Below are 22,967 nucleotides of genomic sequence, written 5' to 3' on the forward strand. Positions count from 1 at the left end.
GCGGGGCCCACGGTTTTCACACCGTGGGCCCCGCCTTCATTTCCCTCACCACCCCGGGGGGACCGGGGCAGCGGGAAGGTGGGGGTTAGAAGAGCTCCTTGGAGGCGATGCGGGCGCCCTCAACCAGGGACTCCAGCTTCGCCCAGGCGATCTGGTGATGCAGACGGCCACCCAGGCCACAGTCCGAGGAAGCGACGACATTCTCCGGGCCGACGACCTCGGCGAACTGGATGATGCGGTCAGCGACCAGGCGGGGGTGCTCCACGGCGTTCATGGAGTGGGAGATGACACCCGGGTAGATCAGGGAACCGGCGGGCAGCTTGTGCTCCTGCCAGACACGCCACTCATGGGCGTGGCGCGGGGAGGCACCCTCGAAGGTGAAGCCGCCGACCTCAGCCTTGAGGACGGTCGCCAGGATGTCACCGAAGGGAACGTCGGTGGTGTGCGGGCCGTGCCAGGAACCCCAGCAGATGTGCAGACGGGTCTGCTCCTTGGGCAGGCCCTTGACGGCGCGGTTGATGGCGTCGATGCGGATGGAGAGCCACTCGTTGTAGTCCTCCACGGTGGGCTCCGGGTTGATCTGGTCCCAGGCCTCAGCCAGGTCCGGGGCATCGATCTGCACGGTCAGGCCGGCATCGGTGATGGCCTTGTACTCGTGGTGCAGGGCATCAGCGCAGGCGTAGACCAGCTCGGTCTCGGTCTCGTAGAACTCATTCTTCAGACGTGCCGCGGAGCCCGGGGAGATGGCGGCGACGAAACCACCGGCGGTGTGGTTGTTGTTCTTCAGTGCATCGGCGAGCAGCTTGACGTCGGTGTCGACTTCCTGCTGGCCGATGTAGGTGACCGGGCCGGTGAACTTGGGGTTGCCGACCTTGGCGCGGCCGGTGAAAATGCCGGAGTCCGGGTCATTGTAGGCAGCGTCGAACTTGACGCGGTCGCGACGGTCGACGAAGGAGGTCAGCTGGATGTTGCCCGGGGAGGAGCGCTTGATCTCAGCGGAATCCCAACGGTCTTCATTGGTCATGGTCAGTCCGCCCAGGCGGGTGAAGGTGTAGTTCCACCAGGCACCGTAGTCGATGGCGCCGGAGGTGATGTGGCCATACTCGCCCTCGTTGATGATGTCCAGGCCGAGCTCGATCTGGCGCTTGACGACATCGTCGACGGACTTCTCGAGGATCTCGAAGAAACGCTCATCCTCGATCTCGCCATTGGCGCGCTTGAGGTTGGCGTCGAGCAGTTCGGGGGTGCGCGGCAGCGAACCCACGTGAGTGGTGCGGATGTGATCGGTCAAGATGCTCCCTTTCGGTCGGTATGTACGCAGCCTGCTTGCACTTCGTTCCCGGGGCTCCGGACGGCTTGATCTAGACTGTGTGGTCTATAGTACCGATACCGACCCGACATCGCCTGCCTTACCCCTCACCCCGGGGATTCCGGACTCCCCCACCCCCTGGCTGAACCGCACGGTATACCAGGCAGGACTGCCCGCCGCCGGGAAAGCCGGGGGCGGGCAGTGCCTGGTGGGCGGGGAGCGTCGATAAGCGTCTGTCTAACCGAGGATTCCCGGGCCCAGGGTCGCCTTGAGATCACCCATCAGGGAAGCGGAGCGCTTCACCCGCAGATGCTCGCCGAGGATCATCACGGTGGATTCCTCCCCGTTGACCAGGTTCAGGTAGACCTCGGAATCACCGTTATTGGCCACCAGCACATCCTTGAGCTTCTTGATGTTGCCCGGGGTGCACTGGTCGGTGCGCATGGACAGCCGCAGCGGCAGGCCCGCACCATGGCCCGGGCCCAGCTCGGGGATCCGCATGTCATCACAGAAAAGGCTCATCCGGTCATCCCGGATGGAGACATGGGCCTTGGCCAGGATGATGTTGTCCTCCACGATCTGGGAGGAGACCAGGGCATAGACCTTGTTGAAGACCAGCAGTTCCACCGAGGCGCCGTTGTGGTCCTCCACCGTGACGATCGCCCAGGGGGAACCGTCCTTCTTGGAGAAGCGACGGTCCACGCCGGAGATGATGCCACCGATGGTCACCTCGGCACCGTGACGCAGTTCCCCGCCGAGGATGGTGGTCAGGGCGGTGTCGGTCTGCATGTTCAGTGCCTCCTCGAAACCGTCGAGGGGGTGGCCGGAAACATAGAGACCGAGCATCTCACGCTCCAGGGCGAGCTCATGCTTAAGATCCCACTTCTCATCCGGGATGGTCAGTGCGAAGGCGTTATTGGCCACCTCGGCGGATTCCCCACCGAGGGCGGCGAAGAGATCGAACTGCCCCTTGTCGGCAGCCTTCTTGGTGGTGATCACCGAGTCCACCGCATCCTCATGGATGAGCATCAGGCCCTTGCGGGGGTGCTCCAGGGAGTCGAAGGCACCGGCCTTGATCAGCGATTCGGTGATGCGCTTATTGCAGGGCAGGGTGTCGATCTTGTCCAGGTAGTCGGAGAAGTCCTTGAACCTCCCCTTCTCCTTCCTGCTGGCCACGATCGATTCCACCACTTCGGAGCCGACGTTACGGATCGAACCCAGGCCGAAGCGGATGTCCTCGCCCACGGCCATGAAGTCATTGTAGGACTCGTTGATGTCCGGAGAGAGCACCTTGATGCCCAGGTGGCGACAGTCCGCGAGGTAAATTGCGGACTTGTCCTTCTTGTCCGAGACCGAGGTCAGCAGGGCCGCCATGTACTCCGGGGTGTAGTGCGTCTTGAGGTAGCCCGTCCAGAAGGAGACCAGGCCATAACCGGCGGCGTGGGACTTGTTGAAGGCGTAACCGGCGAAGGGCAGGATCGTGTCCCACAGGGTCTTGATGGCCTCCTTGGAGAAGCCGTTGTCCTGCATGCCCCCCTCGAAGGCCACGAACTCCTTCTCCAGCACCTCCGGTTTCTTCTTACCCATGGCCTTACGGAAACCATCGGCCTGACCGGCGGTGTAGTTGGCCACCTTCTGGGAGATCTTCATGATCTGCTCCTGGTACACGATCAGACCATAGGTCTCACCCAGGATCTCCTTGAGCGGTTCCTCCAGCTCGGGGTGGATTGGTTCGATCGGCTTGCGGCCGTTCTTACGGTCCGCGTAGTTCAGGTGCGCGTTGACGCCCATCGGGCCGGGTCGGTACAGCGCCAGGGCGGCGACGATGTCATTGAAGCCGGTGGGCTGCATGCGCTTGAGCAGTTCCTGCATGCCGCCACCATCGAGCTGGAAGACACCCAGGGTGTCGCCGCGGCCCAGGAACCGGTAGGTCTCCTCATCGACGATGTCGAGGTTCTCCAGGTCGATCTCCTCGCCCCGGTTCATCCTGATGTTGTCGATGGCGTCACCGAGGACGGTGAGGTTACGCAGTCCCAGGAAGTCCATCTTCAGCAGGCCGATGGCCTCACAGGCCGGGTAATCCCAACCCGTGATCAGCGCACCGTCAGCGGGGCGCTTCCACATCGGGACATGGTCGAGCAGCGGCACCGAGGCCATGATCACCGCACAGGCGTGCACGCCGGCCTGGCGGACCACACCTTCCAGACCGCGGGCGGTCTCGTAGATCTTGGCCACGTCCGGGTCGGTCTCGATCAGGGCGCGGACATTCGCGGCCTCGCCGTAGCGCTCATGCCCAGGGTCGGTGATGCCGGAGAGCGAGATGTCCTTGGCCATGATCGGCGGCGGCAGTTCCTTGGTGATGCGGTCCGCCATCTGGTAGCCGGTCTGGCCGTACTGCACGCGGGCGGAGTCCTTGATCGCCTGCTTGGTCTTGACGGTGCCGAAGGTGATCACCTGGGCGATCTTGTCCTCTCCCCAGCGTTCCGCCGCGTAGCGGATCATCTCGCCGCGACGACGGTCATCGAAGTCGATGTCGATATCGGGTGCGGAGGGTCGTTCCGGGTTGAGGAAGCGCTCGAAGAGCAGGCCATGCTCGATGGGGTCGATATTGGTGATGGTCAGGGCGTAGGCCACCAGCGCGCCGGCCGCGGAACCACGGCCCGGACCGACCCGGATGCCGATGGAGCGGGCATGCCTGATGATCTCGGCGACGATGAGGAAGTAGGAGGGGTAGCCCTTCATGTCGATGACCTCGACCTCATACTCCGCGCGGTCAATGTACTCCTGGGGCACCTCCCCACCGTTGAAACGTTCCTTCAGTCCCTCCTTGACCTCATGCAGCAGCCAGGTGGTGGGGGTGTGTCCCTCAGGCACCTCCGCAACCGGCATGCGGTCATGGGGGTGCGACTCCCACATCTCGTCATAGGGCTGGACCCGCTCCGCGATCCAGAGGGTGTTGTCGCAGCCGTCCGGGACGGTGTCATCCCAGAGTTCCCGCATCTGCTCGGCGGTCTTGATGTAGTAGCCGGAACCGTCGAACTTGAAACGGTCCGGGTCGTTCAGGGTTTTACCGGTCTGCACACAGAGCATCGCCTCATGGGCCTTGGCCTGGGATTCCAGCACATAGTGACAGTCATTGGTCACCAGCGGGGGGAGGTTGAGTTTCTGCCCGATCTCCAGCAGTTCAGCACGCACCCGGTTCTCGATGTCGAGGCCGTGGTCCATCAGTTCCAGGAAGTAGTTGTCCCGGCCGTAGATGTCCTGCCACATCGCCGCAGCCTCCAGGGCCTGGTCGAACTGTCCCAGACGCAGGCGGGTCTGCACATCGCCGGAGGGGCAACCCGTGGTGGCGATGATGCCGTCGGCGTGCTCGGCGATCAACTCGGCGTCCATGCGGGGCCACTTGCCCAGCTGGCCCTCATAGGAGGCCATGGAGGAGAGGTAGAAAAGGTTGCGCAGGCCGGTGGCGTTCTCCGCGAGCATGGTCTGGTGGAGGTAGGCACCGGAGGCCGAGACATCATCCCGCTTCTGGTGGGGCTCACCCCAGCGCACCCGCTGCTTGTTGAAGCGCGACTCCGGTGCCAGGTAGGCCTCGATGCCGATGATCGGTTTGATGCCGGCCCCGGTCATCTTCCGGTAGAAGGCATCCGAGCCGAACATATTGCCGTGGTCGGTGATTCCCACCGCTGGCATCCCCTGCCGCGAGACCTCTTCCGCCAGCAAATCCACCTTGGCCATGCCGTCCAGCATGGAGAATTCGGTGTGATTGTGAAGATGTACGAAGGAGGATTTCTTGGCCATGCGGGCAAGTCTAGCCCGCACCTTCGACAAGGTAAATTACACCGCTGTCGCCCACTTCCGGCAGGAAGAAGCGCTTATCGACGCCGGGGTGGCCACGCCCACCTTCAGGCCCGAAGGTGAGTGGGGGCCAGGAACCGGGGCCTGCGGCACCGCGACACCCTCAGCCCCCGAACGCTATAGTGATGGGAGTCACTTTTCCTGATGACGTTTGGTGCGAAGCCATGGGCATCGTGGGCGGCGGCATCTGATATCGGAGCCAGATCAAGTGGTCGAACTCCCGACCAGGGATGGGATTAAACGTGGATCTCTTTGAATACCAGGCACGCTCACTTTTCGAGGATCACGGTGTCCCGGTGCTACCCGGGGTGGTGGCCACCACCCCGGCGGAAGCCGCGGCAGCAGCCGCCGAACTGGGAGGTAGCGTCGTGATCAAGGCCCAGGTCAAGATTGGTGGCCGCGGCAAGGCCGGGGGCATCAAGATGGCCCACAGTGCGGAGGAGGCCGCCAAGGTGGCTGCCGATATCCTGGGCATGGACATCAGGGGCCACCGGGTGGAGCAGGTGATGCTCGCCCCGGCCATGGACATCGCCGAGGAATTCTACTTCTCGGTACTACTGGATCGCGCGGAGCGTTCCTACCTGGCCATTTGTTCCATGTCGGGTGGGGTCGACATCGAGCAGCTGGCCGCGGAACAACCCGACGCCCTGGCACGGGTGGCGGTTGATCCCCTCCGGGGCATTGATGAAGCCAAGGCCCGGGAGATCGTGAAGGCAACCGGTTTCAAAGCAGACACCGCGGAAAAGATCATTCCGGTGCTGCAGCACATCTATGAGGTCTACCGGGAGGAGGATGCCACCCTGGTGGAGGTCAACCCCCTGGTGCTGAGCGCCAGGGGTGAGATCATCGCCCTGGATGCGAAGATCACCCTCGATGACAACGCAGACTTCCGCCACGAGAACTGGGGGGACATCGCTGAAATCGCAGATGGCCTGGGTCCCCTGGAACTCAAGGCCCGGGAGCATGACCTCAACTATGTCCGCCTGGCGGGAACGGTGGGGATCATCGGCAATGGGGCTGGCCTGGTGATGTCCACCCTCGACATCGTCGCTGAGGCAGGCCAGCGCCACGGTGGGCAGAAACCCGCCAACTTCCTCGATATCGGCGGCGGTGCCTCTGCGGAAAGCATGGCCGCCGGACTGGATGTCGTCTTAGGTGATGAGCAGGTCTGCAGTGTCCTGGTCAATGTCTTCGGAGGCATCACCGCCTGCGATGTGGTCGCCCGGGGCATCCGTGGGGCCCTGGAGGCTCTCGGGGACAACGCCACCAAGCCGATCGTGGTTCGCCTGGACGGCAATAATGTCGAACAGGGCCGGGCGATCCTCACGGATTATGCCCACCCCCTGCTCACGCTGGTCTCCAGCATGGATGAAGCCGCCGACAAGGCCGCCGAGCTCGCCCACCATACTTGAGTCAACACCGCACCTGAGTGAACACCGCACCCTAACCCAGCAACCTAATCCCAGGCACAGAAGAATGAGGTGTAGAAACCATGGCGATCTTCCTCGATGGAGACTCCCGGATCATCATCCAGGGCATCACCGGTTCAGAGGGCTCCGAACACGCCCACCGCATGCTGGCCTCCGGTGCCGAGGTGGTCGGTGGCACCAACCCGCGTAAGGCCGGGCAGACCATCACCATCCATGAACGCGAGCTCCCCGTCTTCGGTACCGTCGCCGAGGCAATGGCGGCCACGGGGGCGAATGTCTCGGTGATCTTCGTGCCCCCCGCCTTCACCAGGGATGCCGTAGTCGAAGCCGTCGATGCCAGGATGCCCCTGGTGGTCATCATCACTGAGGGGATGCCGGTCCGGGACACCGCCGAGGTCTGGGCCCACGCGAAGCAGGCGGGTGGTACCCGCATCATCGGGCCGAACTGCCCCGGCATCATCACCCCCGGGGTTTCCCTGGCGGGGATCATCCCGGCAACCATCACCGGCCCCGGACCCATCGGGTTGATCTCAAAGTCGGGCACCCTGACCTACCAGATGATGTACGAGTTGGCCGAGATCGGCATCTCCACCGCCATAGGCATCGGTGGTGACCCGATCATCGGCACCACCCACATCGACGCCCTGGCAGCTTTTGAAGCCGACCCTGACACCAGCGCCATCGTCATGATCGGGGAGATCGGCGGGGATGCCGAGGAAAGGGCCGCGGAATTCATCAAGGAGCAGGTGAGTAAACCGGTGGTCGCCTATGTCGCCGGATTCACCGCCCCGGAAGGCAAGACCATGGGACACGCCGGCGCCATCGTCACCGGCTCAGTCGGCACCGCCCGGGCCAAGAAGGAGGCCCTGGAGGCGGCCGGAGTGCAGGTGGGCACCACCCCCACCGACACCGCGGATCTGATGAAACGCGTTATTGCGGCGCTCTGACCTTCTTGCGGCGGGTCTCCCCCGCGCCCCGGAACCACAACGCTCTTTCCACCATGTCTCCCCGTAACCGCGGGAACTCCGGCTTCAGCACCTGCTGCCAACGATCCAGCAGCTCAAGATATTCATGATATTCAGTCGTTGACCAGTTGTTCCGCCGGAAACCCTCCCACCCGGCCTCCACCAGACCTGCAGCCACCGCTCCGTCCATCATCAGGTTCCGGTGCCCGGGGCGGCCTCCCCCACTGAAGTAGAGGTACTTGCTGAACACCGCAGCCCCCACGGTGGGGATCGCCGGGGTGCGAGCACCATGCAGGAGCCGGGTGTAGGCCGCCTCGGCGTCGAGAAGCGAGAGGCGGGAGGCAGCGCTGAGCAGGTCCGCGATACGTTCCGCATCATCGGAGATCCGTCGGATACGCCGACGGTTATTCCGGTTGGCCCGCCCTTCCGCCCAGGCCATGGAGTTCCACAGCAGCGTCAGGGCCCCCTCCCGGGATTCCCGGGCCCAGTCAGCCAGCTCAAAGAGCTGGGTACGGCTGATGTAGTCCCCCAAGATGCGGTGTTCGAAACCATTGCGCCGGAGTTCCTCCTCCATCGCCTCCCGGTTGACCCACACCCCCTGGTGGAAAATGTCAACGGAAGGATTGGCTCCAGTGAGCCACTCCACCAACCAGATCGGCGGATCCAGATTCCGCATGCTGTCCACACCCGCGAGGATACGTTTGATCCCCGAACTCCGCGACCCGCAGGGAAATAGGGGCTGAGTCCCTACCTGACAACCCACCATGCCAGGGCCGCGGGGCAGGATTCCACCCATGGTCTACGCGGTTTTCGCCTATCTGCGGTGGGGCTTCATACCCGACTTCTTCCCACCGCCCTTGACGTAGGCAGCGCAACCCGAGGCAGAAGGCCGGTTCTTTCCTCCAGATCAAGGAAAGAACCGGCCTTTGGTGTCACTCTCAGCCCCCTGGGGGCTGCTTCCTCAGGAGCTGAGATTCACGGGGCGTATCCCGAAGCGACCCCAGGATGCGTCGGGAGGAAGTACCTCCACGATCAGGACCGACTCATGTTCCGCGACAGCACGGAAAGCCTCCCCATCATCCCAGGCGACGATGGAGTTGATCTCCCGGGGTGCGGTGATGTCCCCGACCCCGGCGAGACTGTAGTCGATGCGGTCAAGCTCCCGGTTGAACACATCCTCCCGGGTCTCCCCCGACACCGGCTCCGGTAGTGAGATCGGAGGGGCAGAGAGCATGATCATGGCGTTGACCCGTCCCAGCCCAGCCAGCACCTCAGCGGCCACCGCAGGGGTGGCTGGCCCAGTGAAGGTGATCAACCCGAAACCCGGCTCATCAGCCGGGGCGGCAGCCAAGGAATCAGCGGCCCGACCCCGGTAGTCCGCCAGGGACTCCGAGACATCCTGGCCGAGCATGTCACCGTTGAGGCTCATCGGTTTTGCGGTCCGGTCCGAGAAGGAGAGCACCAGCAGCACCGCCACCAGACCAAGCACACAGATTATGGCGATGATCTTGCGCCACTTATCCACGCTCACCTCTGTATCCTCACTCACCCCCGCAGCACCTCGAGGGCATGCTTCAGATCATCCGGGTAGGGCGAGCTGATCTCCATCCAACGGCCACCCACCGGGTGATGAAAACCGAGGGTCTCGGCGTGCAGCCACTGACGGATCAGACCAAGGCGTTTGGCCAGCTCCGGATCTGAGCCGTACATCGGGTCGCCACAGCAGGGATGATTCAGGGAGGACATGTGAACGCGGATCTGATGGGTGCGGCCGGTCTCCAGATGAACCTTGAGCAGGGTGGCCTGACGGAATGCCTCGATGGTCTCGTAGTGGGTGACCGCCGGCTTGCCGTCAGAGGTCACCGCGAAACGCCAACCGGCGGAGGGGTGTCGGCCGATCGGGGCTTCAATGGTGCCGCTGAAAGGATCCGGGTGACCCTGCACCAGGGCATGGTAGGTCTTGAGCACCGTCCGCTCCCGGAAAGCCTGCTTGAGCACGGTATAACCGCGTTCCGAGGCGGCGACGACCATCGCACCTGAGGTGCCGACATCCAACCGGTGGACGATACCCTTGCGCTCCGGCGGGCCGGAGGTGGAGATCCGGAAACCGGCGGCAGCCAATCCGCCGATCACGGTCGGACCATCCCAGCCAACGGTCGGGTGGGCAGCCACACCCACCGGCTTATCCACCACGATCAGGTCATTGTCGGAGTAGAGGATGTCCATGCCCTCCACCGGTTCCACCTTGGGCACCAGGGGAACCTCCGGCTCCGGCAGGAGCACATCCAGCCAGGAACCGGCATTCAGGCGTTCGGATTTACCCACCGCAACACCATTGACCTCCACATCACCCGCGGTGGCCAACTCAGCTGCCACGGTGCGGGAGATACCGAGCAGCTTGGCCAGCGCGGCGTCGACACGCATGCCCTCCAAACCCTCGGGAACACTTAAAGTCCGGGAATCACGACTCATTATTTACCCCCTTCGGTGGTTACCACAGATTCGATGCTGCCATCCCCATCAGCCTCAGCCGCACGGGCCCTGGCATTCTCGCGGAATTCCTCAACAAACATGGCGATGATGAAGACCACCACGCCGACGGTGATCGCACTGTCGGCGATATTGAACACCGCGAAGTTCCCCACCGAGATGAAGTCCACGACATGGCCGAGAAAGAACTGTGGCTCCCGGAAGAGACGGTCGATGAGGTTTCCGGCGGCACCGCCGGCAATCAGTGCCAGGCCGAAACCGGTCCACCGGTCGGTGACCCGGGGCGAGTAGATCGCGACTCCGAGGATGAAGGCGATCTGGATGCAGGTGAACAGCCAGGTCGAGCCTTCCCCCATGGAGAAGGCCGCGCCGGGGTTGAACAGGAGGTAAAAGCGGAACCAGTCTCCGATGACATTGACCGGCACCCCCGGTTCCAGCCAGTTCAGCATGATGGTCTTTGTTATCTGATCGACTACCGCAATGACGATGACCACCAGGGCCATCATCGGGATATAGCTCCTACCTTTAGTTCGCACGGTTCCCATCTTCCACCATGAACACCTCAAAACTCCACCCGACCACCGGCACGGTATCTTGGGACCTGTGCGTCTTAACCCGATTTTCCGTCCCCACAGCAGCCCTTCCCGAAGGAAGCTGAGCCGTTCCCTGGCGGTGCTGCTCACCACCTCTGCCCTGGTGCTCAGCGCCTGCGGCAGCACCGAGGAGGAGGAAGGCGCGGAAGTGGAACAAGCTGTCGCCCTGGAGGTTGATCCCTCCCGGGTGATGCTGCAGTCCACCGGTGCCGGCCCTGGCCGGGTGCTGGAGTTCAATGACATCCCCGCTGATGAGGATGGGGCCAGCCCCCAGGAAACCACCATCGAAGTTTCCCAGGGTTTCCAGCAGAGTGTGGCCACCGGGGATGCCGTGGACCCGGCTGCCCCTACGGTCACGGACTTCGGGGAAGGCGAGATGGATACCATCACCCTGCCGTTGAGCGCGACGGCCGCGGCCGCTGATGAGCCCGACAATGAAAATGAGGTCGAGGCGGACCGCAACGTGAGATGGCAGTTGGGCACCCCCACCCACAGCGATATCAGCCAGAATGAGGATCTGGCCTCGGCCACCGGTTTCCGGCTGGGGCTGCGCAGCAACTTCAACGGCCAGGCCACCACGGTGCAGCTGGCTGCCCCGGTCGAGGCCACCGATGTCGGCCGACAGACCGCGGAGTCGGCCCTGATGAAGGTGCTTTCCCTGCCGGTGGTCTTCCCCGATGAGGCAGTGGGCCCCGGCGCGATCTGGAGTGTGGACAGCCGGGTCACCGGTGAGGCGACACTCCTGCAGACCACCACCTATACCTTGAAGGAGGTGTCGGGGCAGGGGGTGGAGCTGGATGTCAGTGTCACGCAGCGCCCTGCCCTGGGTGCACTGTCCCTGGAGGGTCAGGAGGGGATGGCGGAAGGTGAGGCAGGTACCTTGAATGTGCTCAACTCCAACACCACCAGTACCGGTTCCCTGAGCGTTGATCTGGGGCAGTCACTGCCGGTGGCGGGTCGGGTGGAGTTCACCACCCGGGTGATTTACGGCGGTGAGGATTCTGAGGTTCGGGTGGTGCAGGACTCCTCTTCTGTCCTTGACTTCGGTTAAGGCTGTGCACTAGATTTTACATTCATGAAGATCTTTCGGTAATTAACGCGACCCTCACTGAGCCCCTCCCTGACCGGGGATGTCTGGCTCGGTTCGTTTCGTAGCGGTGGCTGGAGTCCTCTTGACTCGCTGCCTGCTGCACCCCCCTCCGAAGGATCTTTTTCATGTCTGTCTCTTCTTCCCATCACCTCAAGCTGGATGGCATCAGCTTCTCCTACCCGGACCGCAGGGTGCTCACCGACATTAATTTTTCTGTGCCCGCGGGTCGGGTGATCGGTTTGATCGGTGAGAACGGGGCCGGTAAGTCCACCCTGTTGCATCTGATCGACGGCACGCTGACTCCTGATGGGGGTGTGATCACCACGCCTCCCACCACCGGTTTCATTGCCCAGGAAACTGAACTTCCCTTTGACTCCCCCGCCAGTGGACTGATTGAGCAGGCGGTGGCTGAGCTGCGTGCCATTGAAACCCGGATCGAGGAGCTGGCCGCGCGTCTGGAGGAGCCGGGTGCCGCGGATGAGTTTGATGCGGCGCTGGCCCGGGCGGAGGAGTCCGGGCTCTGGGAGCTGGACTCCCGGATCTCCACGATCCTGGCCGGGTTGGGGTTGGCTGAGGTTGATCCTGCCACTGAGCTGGGGGCGATGTCCGGTGGGCAGCGTCGTCGTTTCGCGTTGGCTGCCCTGCTGTTGCGCCCGGTGGATGCCTTGGTGCTTGATGAGCCCACCAACCATCTGGATGATGCGGCGGTTGATTTTCTGATTGCTGAGCTGCGTTCCTACCGTGGCCCGGTGCTGGTGGCCAGCCATGACCGTCATTTCCTGGATCAGGTGGCCGATGGGCTGGTGGATCTGGATCCTGCGCTCGGCCCGGAGGGTGGGGCGGGGGATCCGCTACGTCAGGGTTCGGTTTATGGTGGTGCCTTCTCGGAGTATCTGGCCGCCCGTGAGGATGCCCGCCGCCGTTGGGCCGACGACTATGCGGCTCAGGAGCAGGAGCGGGAACGTCTGGGGAGCAAGGCCGGTCAGGGGGAGTCGGATATCTTCCATTCCTCAGCCCCGAAGTCGGAGTCACGGATCAGCCAGAAGTTCTATGCCGACCGGGCTGCCAAGACGTTGGGTAATCGGCTGCGTTCGGCCCGTAACCGCCTGGCTGACCTGGAACGCAACCAGATCCCCGCTCCCCCGGAGCGGTTACGTTTCCATGGCATCCCGCCGCACCAGAATCTGGCTGCGCTGGGGGTTCCGATGGTGGTGGCCGGGGAGCTCACGCTGGAGGGAAGACTCAGCCCCCTGGATCTGAAGTTGCAGCCCGGTGAGCATCTGCTCATCGAGGGCCCCAATGGCACCGGCAAGTCCACCTTCCTCTCCCTGCTGGAGGGAAGGTTGGAGCCCACTTCTGGGGAACTGCTGATTCCGGAGGAGGTGCAGATTTCACGGTTGGCCCAGGATGATCAATGGCCGGATCTTTCTCTCACCCCGGCGGAGATCTTCACCGCCGCCCAGGACGCCGCTCAGGCTGCCGCCCAGAACACCCAGAAAGCCGGCGCTGCGGCCCAGAGCCCGGATCTGGTGGGAATGGGTCTGCTGGATGAGGAGAGTGTGCATCGTCCGATCGGGGCGTTGTCCCTGGGGCAGCGTCGCCGGGTCTCGCTCGGCATCATCCTGGCCAGTCCGCCGGATCTGCTGCTGCTGGATGAGCCGACCAACCATCTTTCCCTGGCCTTGGCGGAGGAGCTGGAGCAGGCGTTGCTGGAATTCCCCGGCACCCTGATCCTCGCCACCCATGACCGGTGGATCCGGCGTCGCTGGGAGAAACACGAACGCGGCAGGATCCTCACCCTGCAATCGGTTTAAGGACCTGCCGCGTAGCAGAACAATTTCGCAGGGGGTTCCCGGTATCAGGGCCCCCTGCGGTTGTGTTTATTGGACCGGCATCTCTTCCGCCGGCATCTCCTCGGCCGGAGCGAGCTCAGCCGGGGCTTCTTCTGCGGGGGCACCTTCCGCCGGGGTCTGGGCGAGGCACATCTCCGGCACCTGGGCGGGGTCGACGGTGTTGGTGATCAGGGAGCAGGCCCAGGACTGGGAGAGCTTCCAGGTGTCTTCCTCGTAGATGAACTCGACGTTCTCGGCGACCTGGGGGTCACGCTCCGGGAGGCTGAAGTTCACGGTCGCCAGGACGGAGTCCGGGGTGAAGCCGGGCAGCACCGGGTCAACGACCTGGAAATCAGCGCCGGACTCCTGCTTGGAGAGCGCCATGGTCTCGAAGAGTTCCGGCGCAGTCTCACCGCCCTGCACTGTGTAGACCTTCTGCTCGGTCGGCAGGTTCGGGTCGGAGGCCACGGCAATGACCTCATTGAGATCGGCGGCGCTGGGCAGCTCCGGGGCGGCGGCGGTCGCTGAGGACGAGGCAGCGGTGGTGCTGCTGCCGGTATCGGTCTCTTCCTCCCCGTTGCCGCAGGCAGCCAGGGAAAGCCCGGCCGCCAGAACGGCGGTGGCGGCGGTGATCTTGGAAAGCTTCACGTTATCTCCTCGCATTCTCGACGCCCGGTTAATTCGGTGCAGTGCAGTGCTCAGCTGAGATGCGTGTGGGTGCTGTTTTGGGGCGGCGCCGATGGATCACAGTGATCGTACACGTTATGAAGTAACGATTTCATATCCTGGGGCGAACACGCCGCCGCCCCACGCTATGGCATTCTGGGTTTCATGAGTACCTCCCCCACCCTGAACCAGGCTTCCCTCCCTGCTCCGGCGGCGGTGAAGATCGTGGTTCTGAGCACCGGTGGCACCATCGCCTGCACCCGCGGACCAGAGGGTTCCCTGATCCCCACGGTCAGTGGCGAGGAACTGGTGTCCGGGTTGCGGAGCCGTTTTGATCCGGCCAGCACCACCTTCGAGGTTCGGGAACTGAACCGGCTGGATTCCTCCTCCATGACGCTCGCGGATGTCGATGAGATCATCACCGCGGTGCACCGCGTATATGAGGATCCGGAGGTGTCCGGGGTGGTGGTCACCCACGGCACCGACACCATGGAGGAGACCGCGGTGGCGGTCGATGTCTTCCACACCGATCCCCGCCCGGTGGTCTTCACCGGTTCCCAGCTCCCCTTCGATCATCCGGAGGGTGATGGTCCGGAAAACCTCTTCGAGGCCGCCGTGGTTGCCGCCGATCCCGCCGCCCGGGGTATCGGCACCCTGATCGTCTTCGGTCATGCGGTGCTGCCGGCCCGGGGTGCCACAAAGGTGCACACCAGTGCCCTGAACGGTTTTGGCAGCACCGCCCCGGCAGCACATCCCCGGCCCCGGCCACTTCCCACCCAGGTGCCGCTTCGCGACGTCCGCGTCGACATCATCGCCGCCTGGCCCGGCGCGCCCCGCACCCAGGTGGATGCCGCCCTGGCGGAGGGGGCACAGGGGTTGGTGGTCGCTGCCCTCGGTGCCGGAAATGTGGGTACCGAACTTGGTGTGGCCTTGGGTGAGGCACTGGATGCCGGGGTGGCGGTGGTGATCAGCACCCGGGTTGCCCAGGGTGAGGTGCATGGTTCCTACGGTGGTGCCGGTGGTGGTGCCACCCTGGCGGCGAAGGGGGCGTTGGGGTCGGCCCACTACCGTCCCGGCCAGGCCCGGATGTTGCTCGCCGCGGCGCTGGCCGCCGGGGTGGATCCGGCAGCGGTGTTCCAGGATTCCGGCATGTGAGGGGGGAGCTGTCGTGGATCTGCTCAGTGAGCTCTACCAGAACCTCGCCCCCTATCTGGTGGTGGCGGTGATCATCGCGGTCTCCATCAGTGTTTGGCGGCGTGGTGCCCGGGAGCCCTGGTTGCTGTTGGTGGCCCTGATCATGGCGGGCCTGGTTTTTCTCTTTCCTCCACTGGTGCTGCTGGCGGTGTCGTTCTACTGGCTGGTGTTCAAGGCCGGTCACCCGGAGGTGGAGGGCGATCCGGAAAACCCGGGGGAATAACCCGCCTGTTCCCCCCTGAGAACCCCGGCAGGGGTTCTACTCCTCCCGGTCTGCCAACCACTCAGCCCAGTCCAGACTGTCCACCGGATCCGCCAGCTGCAGATCCGGATCATCGGCGGCAAAGGAACGCGTGATTCCCCTGGTGGTGCTGCGTGTTTCGAAACGCACCGACACCACCCCATGTCCCGCCCCCTGTACCCACCCATGGCCGTACTCAGGGTGCCGGACATCCTGGGTGGCCCGCCAGCCCACCGCCCCGCTGAGCTCACTGACACTGATCTCCGGCTCTGGGTCGCTACTGGCCCGCATTCCCGACTCATAGTCACTGTCCGCCGGTGGTGGGGTGACCACCTGTTGATCCAGTTCCGGGAAGAGAATATTCTGACGGGCCTCCTCCAACCCGGAGAAGGACACCCCCACCAGCCGGATCGGACCCATCTCCTCCGGGTAGCGAACCAGCCGGAAGGCGGTGGCCATGAGGGTGTCCAGTTCATCGGTGGCATAGGGCAGGGTGAAGGAGCGGGATTCGATGCGGAAGTCCGCCATCCGCAGCTTGACACTCACGGTGCGGGCACCCCGGCCGTCGATAAGCAACCTGCGGTGGGCTCCCTCCCCGGCGCGGGTGACGGCCGCATCAACCTGCGCCCGGGTCTGCAGGTCCGCCAGGTAGGTGTGCTCCGCGGAGATCTGCTTCGCCTCAGCGCGGGGCACCACGGGGCGTTCATCCACCCCCCGGGCCCGGAGCCAGAGTTCTGCGCCCAGGGTGGGTCCCAAACTGATCTCCACCTCTTTCTGGCTCAACGCCGCCAGATCAGCGATGGTTTCCACCCCGATCTGGTTGAGTTTGCTGCGGGTCACCGGGCCCACCCCCCAGAGTGCCTCCACCGCCATGGGGCCGATCACCTTCTCCTGTTCAGCACGGGGCAGGACGAACACCCCATCCGGTTTCGCTTCCCCGGAGCCGATCTTGGCGTACTGCTTTCCGCTGCCCGCCCCGATGGAGGCCGGTAGGCCGGTTTCCGCGCGGATCACCCCCCGCAGATGATGCGCCCATTCGGTGACCGCCGCCGGGCTGGCCCCCACCAGTTCCTCCGGTTCCAGATAGGCCTCATCGATACTGAGTTGTTCAATGACCCCCGCCTCCCGGGCGACGATCTCGAAAACCCGCTGAGAGGCGGCGGAATAGACTTCTTTGCGGGGGGAGACCACCACCGCCGAAAACCCCACCAGTGCCCGGGCCTGATGCATGGGCATGGCGGAACGCGCCCCGAATTTCCGGGCCTCATAGGAGGCACCGGCGACCACTCCGCGGCCGCTGACCCCACCCACCAGAACGGGGCGGCCCCGCAAGGTCGGTCGGGTTAGCTGTTCGCAGGAGGCGAAGAAGGCGTCCATGTCGATATGCAGTACCCAGCGTTCCATGTCCCTCTCAGGGTATCCCCTCCCCCCGCTGTTTCAGGATGGCGGCCGCGGTCAACGCCACCTGCCGCTCCGCATCCCCGCACAACCCGCGAAGCACCTCGGTGACCTCCGGGCCCCGGAATTCCGCCAGGGCCTGGGTCAGGCGTGCCCGCGCCGGGTCTCCTGCGGTGCGTTGTTCCACTTCCACCTGCAGGCGTCTCAGGTACACCTTTGAATCAGGTAGTGCGGCCAGGGTTTCCGCGGCCTCGACATCATGGTGACCTGCGAGAATCATCTCCACCAGCAGTGGTGCCGCCGCGGGTTCCCTCAGGGCCAGGGCCGCCAGTTGCCGCACCTGCTCATCCGGGTCCACCAGGCCGTGGCGCAACCCCACCCGCGCGCTTGGCGACGCCGCCTCCTCCCCCAGGATCCGCATCACCTGGCGTCGGATGCGTGGCTCGGGGTGATTGCTGCGGCGGGCGATGGCCGACAAGCCGGCTTCCCCGCTCTGGCGCAGCGCCCAGCGCAGGGCGCCCGCCACATTGAGGTTCTCCTCCCGCAGGGCCGCCTCCGCCAAGGTCTCCACCGGGGGGTGCTGCCCACTTCCGGCATCAAAGGCCGCCCGTTGTCGTTGTGCGGCTTCGGGGGAACGCAACTGGCGGAGCATCCCGATCAGCTCCAGCACCGAATCCCAGTCGGCGGGGCCCACCTCCTGGACCGCCCGCAACCTGCTGAGCAGTTCCCGGTCCCGGCGGAGTCGGTCCCGGGTGTCCCGGATCAGTTCAGAGAGCAGCTCCGAGGGGCGGAAATCCGGGTCATCCAGGGCCTCCTTGACCTCACTCAGCGACATCCCCAGGGTGCGCAGGCTCTCGATGTGGAAGATCCGGGCCAGGTCGGTCTCCCGGTACTCCCGGTAACCGGCTGAGCTGCGTTCCGCAGCCTCAATCAGGCCCAGCTTCTCATAGTGGCGCAGCATGCGGGCGCTGACCCCGCTGCGCGCTGAGAACTCGCCAATCCGCATTTCCTAATTCTCCTGCGCCGAACCCAGGACGGCAACCCTCTGGGCGGCGGCCAGATCAGCGAGGAAATCACTCTCGGGGTCCTCAATCAGGTGCAGGGTGGCCCTGGCGTGGGCGGCCACCGCCGCATCCGGGGTGTCCACCTGGTGCAGCAGTGCTGTCACCTCATCTGCCAGTTCCGCCAGCGCGCGGCTGAGACTGCGCTGGATCTCCGGGGTGCCGCGGCCCAGCTCCCCCAGGAGCTCCCGGGCCAGGCGGGGCTGCTCCTCGGCAGGGACCACCCTCAGAGCGCAACGCCAGGCTGCCCGGGCCACCTCCACCTCCGGATCATGGAGCAGAGCCAACGGCAGGGCCTGCCAGGTGGCCGGCTCCCTGAGCTTGGAGAGGGTGTGGAGGTGCTGGCTGCGCGCCTGGGGGCGGGAATCAGCCAACTGTGCCACCAGGGCAGGAAAAGTGAGTTCGGTGGGCAACCGGGTGATCGCCCAGGTGAGCATGTCCCGGACAAAGAAGTCCGGCTCCACGGCGCAGCGCTCCAGAAGCACCTCAGGCAGGGCAAGGTCAGGGTGGGTGCCGGCGGTCAGGGCGGCGCGCAGGCGAATGCTGGCATCGGTTGCGGACAGGGCCTGGTTCAGCTTCTCGGTGTTCATGTCTGCCATGACACCGCCTGACACCGTGTCAAGGTCAAGCCAGGGAGTTTATCAGGGGCGTCGCAAAGCAACTGCGGCGACCACCAGCACAATGCCGATGATCTCCACCCCGGAGAGCCACTGCCCCAGGGCGAACGCCCCGACGAGCGCGGCCACCAGCGGCAGGATGGCCTGCAACAGGGCGAAATAGGCCGGGCCCGCCAGTCGCAGCACCACCTGATCCAGGCTGTAGGGAATCGCCGCGGACAACAACCCCAGGCCGGCAGCCAGGCCGATCATCTGGATCAGCGGGAGTTCCACCTGGTTCGGCCACAACCAGAACATCAACGGCAGTGTCAGCACCGCAGCCCAGGTGAAACCGACGGCGATGGAGGAACGGGAGGAACCGGCGTCCCCGGCAATCCGGGAACCGGCCACGATATAACCCGCCCAGAACAATCCCGCGGCCAGGGCAAAGAGAATGCCCGTGGCGGAGGCGGACCAGCTCGCCCCGGAAATCACCAGCACCCCGACACCACCCAGCGCCAGGGCCACCCAGTCCCGCACGGAGCGCGACCCCCAGGCCGCCACCAGGATGGGACCGAGAAATTCGATGGCCACGGCAGTTCCCATCGGTAACCGGGCGATCGCCTCATAGAAGGTCATGTTCATGCCTAAGGTGAGCACCCCGTAGACCGCCGCCCGGAAACCCACTTCCCCGATGAAGGCCCGGGGTCTGGGGCGGTTGAAGAGCAGCAGGATGACGGCGGCCGCCGCGATCCGGAACCAGGCGACCAACACCGGTGGGAAGATCTCGAACAGGCCCACCGCGATGGCGGCACCTGCATAGAGGGACAGTCCGGAAACCACCATGACGGCCGGGGCCAGCAGGCGGTTCTCGGATCTGCCGGAGCGCAGGGTATTCATGGGAGCCAATGCTATCTGCACTCCCCCCTCACCCCGGGGGTTGTCGCCTGCTCACCCTCACCCCAGGGGGAAGAAACAGGCTGGGCAGCTTCACCGCTACGAAGCCAACTAGACCTTGGCGACGGTCGCGGTGACCCCCTTGAGGATGTCATGCGCACCCTCGCCCAGATCGCCCTCGGTCACCTCGAAGGAGGTGCCCAGAACCTCTGCAGCGATATGTGCGGCGTGGCGCTTGGCCCACTCCTGCTTATCCGCCGGAACAGCGAGCTTCACACTGATGCGGTCGGAGACCTCGAACCCGGAGGCCTTGCGGGCGTCCTGCAGACCACGGATCACATCCGCGGCCCAACCCTCAGCCTCGAGCTCCTCAGTCAGGTTCATGTCCAGGACGACGAGACCTTCCTCACCGTCAATCTGGGCGGTGGAGTCCGGGTTGGCGGCCACCAGGCGCTCCGTGAACTCACCCTCCTGCAGCTCGATGCCATCGGCGATGACCATCTCCCCCTCGCGGGTGTAGTTGCCGGACTTCACGGCCTTGATCACCTTCTGCACATCACGACCCAGCCGGGGGCCGGCGACCTTGGCGTTGACGACAACCTCGAAGGTGCCCACCGAGTCGACATCATCAGTCAACAGCACCTCCTTGACGTTGACTTCATCGCGGATGATGTCGGCAAACTCGGACAGCTTGGCGGAATCCGGCAGCGCGACGGTCAGCTGCGGCAGCGGCAGACGGTTGCGCAGCTTATGCGCCTTACGCACCGAGGAGGCCGCGGAGCAGACCCCACGGATGGCGTCCATGGCGGAGACCAGGTCAGCATCAGCCGGGAAGGCCTCGGCTGCCGGGAAATCGGTCAGGTGGACGGAGCGACCACCGGTCAGACCACGCCAGATGACCTCGGAAAGGTAAGGCAGCAGCGGGGCGGCGACCCGGGTGAGGGTCTCCAGCACGGTGTAGAGGGTGTTGAAGGCCTCGGGGTGCTGGTCATCGCCGACCCAGAAACGGTCACGGGAACGACGCACATACCAGTTGGTGAGGGCATCGGAGAAGGAGCGGACCTCATCACAGGCACGGGAGATGTCGGTGGCGTCCAGGGCACCGGAGACATTGGCCACCAGGTCATGCAGCTTGGCCAGGATGTAGCGGTCCAGGACGTTGGTGGAGTCCACCGACCACTCCGCCGGCCTGGAGGAGTAGAGCTGCAGGAAGGTGTAGGCATTCCACATCGGCAGCAGCGCCTGGCGCACCCCATCGCGGATCCCCTGCTCGGTGACAATCAGGTTGCCGCCGCGCAGGATCGGGGAGCTCATCAGGAACCAGCGCATGGCATCCGAGCCATCGCGGTCGAAGACCTCGTTGACGTTGGGGTAGTTGCCCTTGGACTTGGACATCTTCTGGCCGTCATCACCGAGCACGATGCCGTGGGCGACGACCTTCTTGAAGGCGGGGCGGTCGAAAAGTGCCACGGAGAGCACGTGCAGCAGGTAGAACCAGCCGCGGGTCTGCCCGATGTACTCCACGATGAAGTCCGCCGGGGCGTGGGACTCGAACCACTCCTTGTTCTCGAAGGGGTAGTGGAACTGGGCGAAAGGCATGGAGCCGGAGTCGAACCAGACGTCGAGGACATCGGTGACACGACGCATGGTGGACTTGCCGGTCGGGTCATCCGGGTTGGGGCGGGTCAGCTCATCAATGTCCGGGCGGTGCAGGGACTTCGGGCGTACCCCGAAGTCTGCCTCCAGCTCATCGAGGGAGCCGTAGACGTCCACGCGCGGGTATTCCTCGCTGTCGGAGACCCAGGCCGGGATCGGGGAACCCCAGTAGCGGGAACGGGAGATGTTCCAGTCACGGGCACCCTCCAGCCACTTGCCGAACTGGCCGTCCCGGATATGGCCGGGCATCCACTCGATCTGGTCGTGGTTGAGCTTGACCATGCGGTCCCGGATCTCGGTGACGTTGACGAACCAGGAGGGCAGCGCCATGTAGATCAGGGGCTCACCGGAACGCCAGGAGTGCGGGTAGGAGTGCTCGATGGTGGCGTGGCGGACCACCCGGCCGTTGGTCTTGAGATCCTTGATGATGTCCTTGTTGGCATCGAAGACCAGCTGGCCCTGGTAGTCCGGGACCAGGGAGGTGAACTTACCGTCCATGTCGACGGGGATGACCACGCCGATGCCGTGTTCCTTACAGATGCTCATGTCATCCTCACCGAAGGCCGGGGCCTGGTGGACGACACCGGTGCCGTCCTCGGTGGTGACGTATGCCGCCGGCAGCACACGGAAGGCGTTGTTCTCGGCTTCCTCGGCGAAGTAGTCGAAGACCGGCTGGTAGGTGAAGCCCACGAGCTCGGCGCCCGGGAAGGTCAGCAGCACCTCGGCGTCCTCACCCAGTTCCTTGGTGTGTGCCCCACGCAGGGCATCAGCCAGGATCAGGACCTGGCCGGCAAAGCCCTCGGCACCGGACTCCCCGACCTTGACGGCGGCATAGGTGACCTCCGGGTTGACGGCCAGCGCCAGGTTGGAGGGCAGGGTCCAGGGGGTGGTGGTCCAGGCGATGAAGGCGGCGTCGGAAAGCTCCGGGTGGGCCTTGAGGGTGGCCTCGGCAGCGGAACCGGCATCGGCACCGGTGACCGGCATGGTCACGGTCAGGGTCGGATCCTGACGCATCTTGTAGGAGTCGTCCAGGCGGGTCTCCTGGTTGGACAGGGGGGTGTGCTCCGCCCAGGAGTAGGGCAGGACACGGAAGCCCTGGTAGATCAGGCCCTTGTCATAGAGCTGCTTGAAGGCCCAGATCACGGACTCCATGTAGGAGAGGTCCATGGTCTTGTAACCGTTCTCGAAGTCCACCCAACGAGCCTGGCGGGTGACGTACTCCTCCCATTCCTTGGTGTACTTCAGAACGGAGGTGGCACAGTACTCATTGAACTTGGCCAGACCCATCTTCTCGATCTCGCCCTTGTCCTTGATGCCGAGCTGCTTCTCAGCCTCCAGCTCGGCGGGCAGTCCGTGGGTGTCCCAGCCGAAGACCCGGGGCACGTGGTATCCGCGCATGGTCTTGAAACGGGGGACAATGTCCTTGACGTAGCCGGTCAGCAGGTGACCATAGTGCGGCAGACCATTGGCGAAGGGCGGACCGTCGTAGAATACGTACTCCTCGCAGCCTTCACGGTTCTCCAGGGAGGCCTGGAAAGTCTGGTCCTCATCCCAGTACTTGAGGACCTTTTCCTCCATGTCAGGGAAACGGGTTGATCCACCCGTCAGGTCCACCTTCGGGTAAACCCCACCTACGGCTTCACTCATTAGCCTCGACAACTCCTTCATCACACAGCTTCGGATAAGCACGG

19 protein-coding genes are annotated in these 22,967 nt (G+C 64.4%); 7 read left to right on the forward strand and 12 right to left on the reverse strand.

From position 1 onward, the window contains the following. Positions 1-85 precede the first annotated feature (85 nt). Positions 86-1,294 carry a cobalamin-independent methionine synthase II family protein gene (locus tag COCCU_RS09200; protein ID WP_156231225.1) on the reverse strand — a complete coding sequence of 403 codons (1,209 nt, stop codon included), beginning with the start codon at positions 1,292-1,294 and terminating at the stop codon, positions 86-88. 252 nt (positions 1,295-1,546) lie between these two features. Beyond that, on the reverse strand, positions 1,547-5,110 hold the full coding sequence (gene dnaE / locus COCCU_RS09205; RefSeq protein WP_156231226.1) for a DNA polymerase III subunit alpha: 3,564 nt from the start codon (positions 5,108-5,110) through the stop codon (positions 1,547-1,549). Here dnaE and COCCU_RS09210 point away from each other — a divergent pair. The 3 genes from COCCU_RS09210 to sucD all read left to right on the forward strand — a co-directional run bounded on the left by COCCU_RS09210 (position 5,109) and on the right by sucD (position 7,544). After that, positions 5,109-5,312, forward strand: a complete 204-nt coding sequence (locus COCCU_RS09210; protein ID WP_156231227.1) for a hypothetical protein — start codon at positions 5,109-5,111, stop codon at positions 5,310-5,312. The two genes, dnaE and COCCU_RS09210, sit on opposite strands and share 2 nt — an antisense overlap. A gap of 97 nt (positions 5,313-5,409) precedes the next feature. Next, on the forward strand, positions 5,410-6,579 hold the full coding sequence (gene sucC / locus COCCU_RS09215) for an ADP-forming succinate--CoA ligase subunit beta (RefSeq protein WP_156231228.1): 1,170 nt from the start codon (positions 5,410-5,412) through the stop codon (positions 6,577-6,579). 80 nt (positions 6,580-6,659) lie between these two features. Then, a complete protein-coding gene (sucD, locus tag COCCU_RS09220; protein WP_156231229.1) occupies positions 6,660-7,544 on the forward strand; it encodes a succinate--CoA ligase subunit alpha in 885 nt (294 codons plus the stop codon). Here sucD and COCCU_RS09225 read toward each other — a convergent pair. The 4 genes from COCCU_RS09225 to lspA all read right to left on the reverse strand — a co-directional run bounded on the left by COCCU_RS09225 (position 7,528) and on the right by lspA (position 10,597). After that, positions 7,528-8,238, reverse strand: coding sequence for an 8-oxoguanine DNA glycosylase OGG fold protein (locus tag COCCU_RS09225; RefSeq protein ID WP_331457802.1), 711 nt, complete (start codon positions 8,236-8,238; stop codon positions 7,528-7,530). The two genes, sucD and COCCU_RS09225, sit on opposite strands and share 17 nt — an antisense overlap. A gap of 285 nt (positions 8,239-8,523) precedes the next feature. Beyond that, the gene (locus tag COCCU_RS09230) at positions 8,524-9,111 is read right to left on the reverse strand and encodes a hypothetical protein (RefSeq protein ID WP_231598724.1); all 588 of its coding nucleotides are present in this window, start codon (positions 9,109-9,111) and stop codon (positions 8,524-8,526) included. Then, positions 9,108-10,034: an RluA family pseudouridine synthase gene (locus COCCU_RS09235; protein WP_197088328.1), complete on the reverse strand. Its 927-nt coding sequence runs from the start codon at positions 10,032-10,034 to the stop codon at positions 9,108-9,110. The genes COCCU_RS09230 and COCCU_RS09235 overlap by 4 nt, the downstream gene beginning before the upstream one ends. Then, positions 10,034-10,597, reverse strand: coding sequence for a signal peptidase II (lspA, locus tag COCCU_RS09240; protein ID WP_231598725.1), 564 nt, complete (start codon positions 10,595-10,597; stop codon positions 10,034-10,036). The genes COCCU_RS09235 and lspA overlap by 1 nt, the downstream gene beginning before the upstream one ends. Positions 10,598-10,655: 58 nt before the next feature. Between lspA and COCCU_RS09245 the strand changes: the two genes are divergently transcribed. Together COCCU_RS09245 and COCCU_RS09250 are read left to right on the forward strand one after the other, a co-directional pair. Further along, on the forward strand, positions 10,656-11,696 hold the full coding sequence (locus COCCU_RS09245) for a hypothetical protein (RefSeq protein ID WP_231598726.1): 1,041 nt from the start codon (positions 10,656-10,658) through the stop codon (positions 11,694-11,696). Positions 11,697-11,860: 164 nt separating this feature from the next. Then, positions 11,861-13,549: an ABC-F family ATP-binding cassette domain-containing protein gene (locus COCCU_RS09250; RefSeq protein ID WP_156231232.1), complete on the forward strand. Its 1,689-nt coding sequence runs from the start codon at positions 11,861-11,863 to the stop codon at positions 13,547-13,549. A 66-nt stretch (positions 13,550-13,615) separates the two neighbouring features. Here COCCU_RS09250 and COCCU_RS09255 read toward each other — a convergent pair whose 3' ends face one another. Continuing rightward, positions 13,616-14,215: a hypothetical protein gene (locus COCCU_RS09255; protein ID WP_156231233.1), complete on the reverse strand. Its 600-nt coding sequence runs from the start codon at positions 14,213-14,215 to the stop codon at positions 13,616-13,618. 183 nt (positions 14,216-14,398) lie between these two features. On the opposite strand from COCCU_RS09255, the gene COCCU_RS09260 reads away from it, so the two are divergent. Beyond that, positions 14,399-15,388: an asparaginase gene (locus COCCU_RS09260; RefSeq protein WP_156231234.1), complete on the forward strand. Its 990-nt coding sequence runs from the start codon at positions 14,399-14,401 to the stop codon at positions 15,386-15,388. A gap of 13 nt (positions 15,389-15,401) precedes the next feature. Further along, positions 15,402-15,650 carry a hypothetical protein gene (locus COCCU_RS09265; protein ID WP_156231235.1) on the forward strand — a complete coding sequence of 83 codons (249 nt, stop codon included), beginning with the start codon at positions 15,402-15,404 and terminating at the stop codon, positions 15,648-15,650. Between the two features lie 36 nt (positions 15,651-15,686). On the opposite strand, the gene COCCU_RS09270 is transcribed toward COCCU_RS09265, so the two are convergent. The 5 genes from COCCU_RS09270 to ileS form a co-directional block, all read right to left on the reverse strand. Next, a complete protein-coding gene (locus COCCU_RS09270; RefSeq protein ID WP_156231236.1) occupies positions 15,687-17,072 on the reverse strand; it encodes a DNA polymerase IV in 1,386 nt (461 codons plus the stop codon). Between the two features lie 7 nt (positions 17,073-17,079). Continuing rightward, positions 17,080-18,072 carry a MerR family transcriptional regulator gene (locus tag COCCU_RS09275; protein WP_156231237.1) on the reverse strand — a complete coding sequence of 331 codons (993 nt, stop codon included), beginning with the start codon at positions 18,070-18,072 and terminating at the stop codon, positions 17,080-17,082. A 3-nt stretch (positions 18,073-18,075) separates the two neighbouring features. Beyond that, complete coding sequence (locus tag COCCU_RS09280) at positions 18,076-18,726, reverse strand: HEAT repeat domain-containing protein (protein WP_156231238.1); 651 nt, start codon at positions 18,724-18,726, stop codon at positions 18,076-18,078. 42 nt (positions 18,727-18,768) lie between these two features. Further along, complete coding sequence (locus tag COCCU_RS09285; protein WP_231598727.1) at positions 18,769-19,623, reverse strand: EamA family transporter; 855 nt, start codon at positions 19,621-19,623, stop codon at positions 18,769-18,771. A gap of 108 nt (positions 19,624-19,731) precedes the next feature. Next, on the reverse strand, positions 19,732-22,923 hold the full coding sequence (gene ileS, locus COCCU_RS09290; protein WP_156231239.1) for an isoleucine--tRNA ligase: 3,192 nt from the start codon (positions 22,921-22,923) through the stop codon (positions 19,732-19,734). Between the last annotated feature and the right edge of the window lie 44 nt (positions 22,924-22,967).

It is taken from the genome of Corynebacterium occultum (assembly GCF_009734425.1).
GTDB lineage: Bacteria > Actinomycetota > Actinomycetes > Mycobacteriales > Mycobacteriaceae > Corynebacterium > Corynebacterium occultum.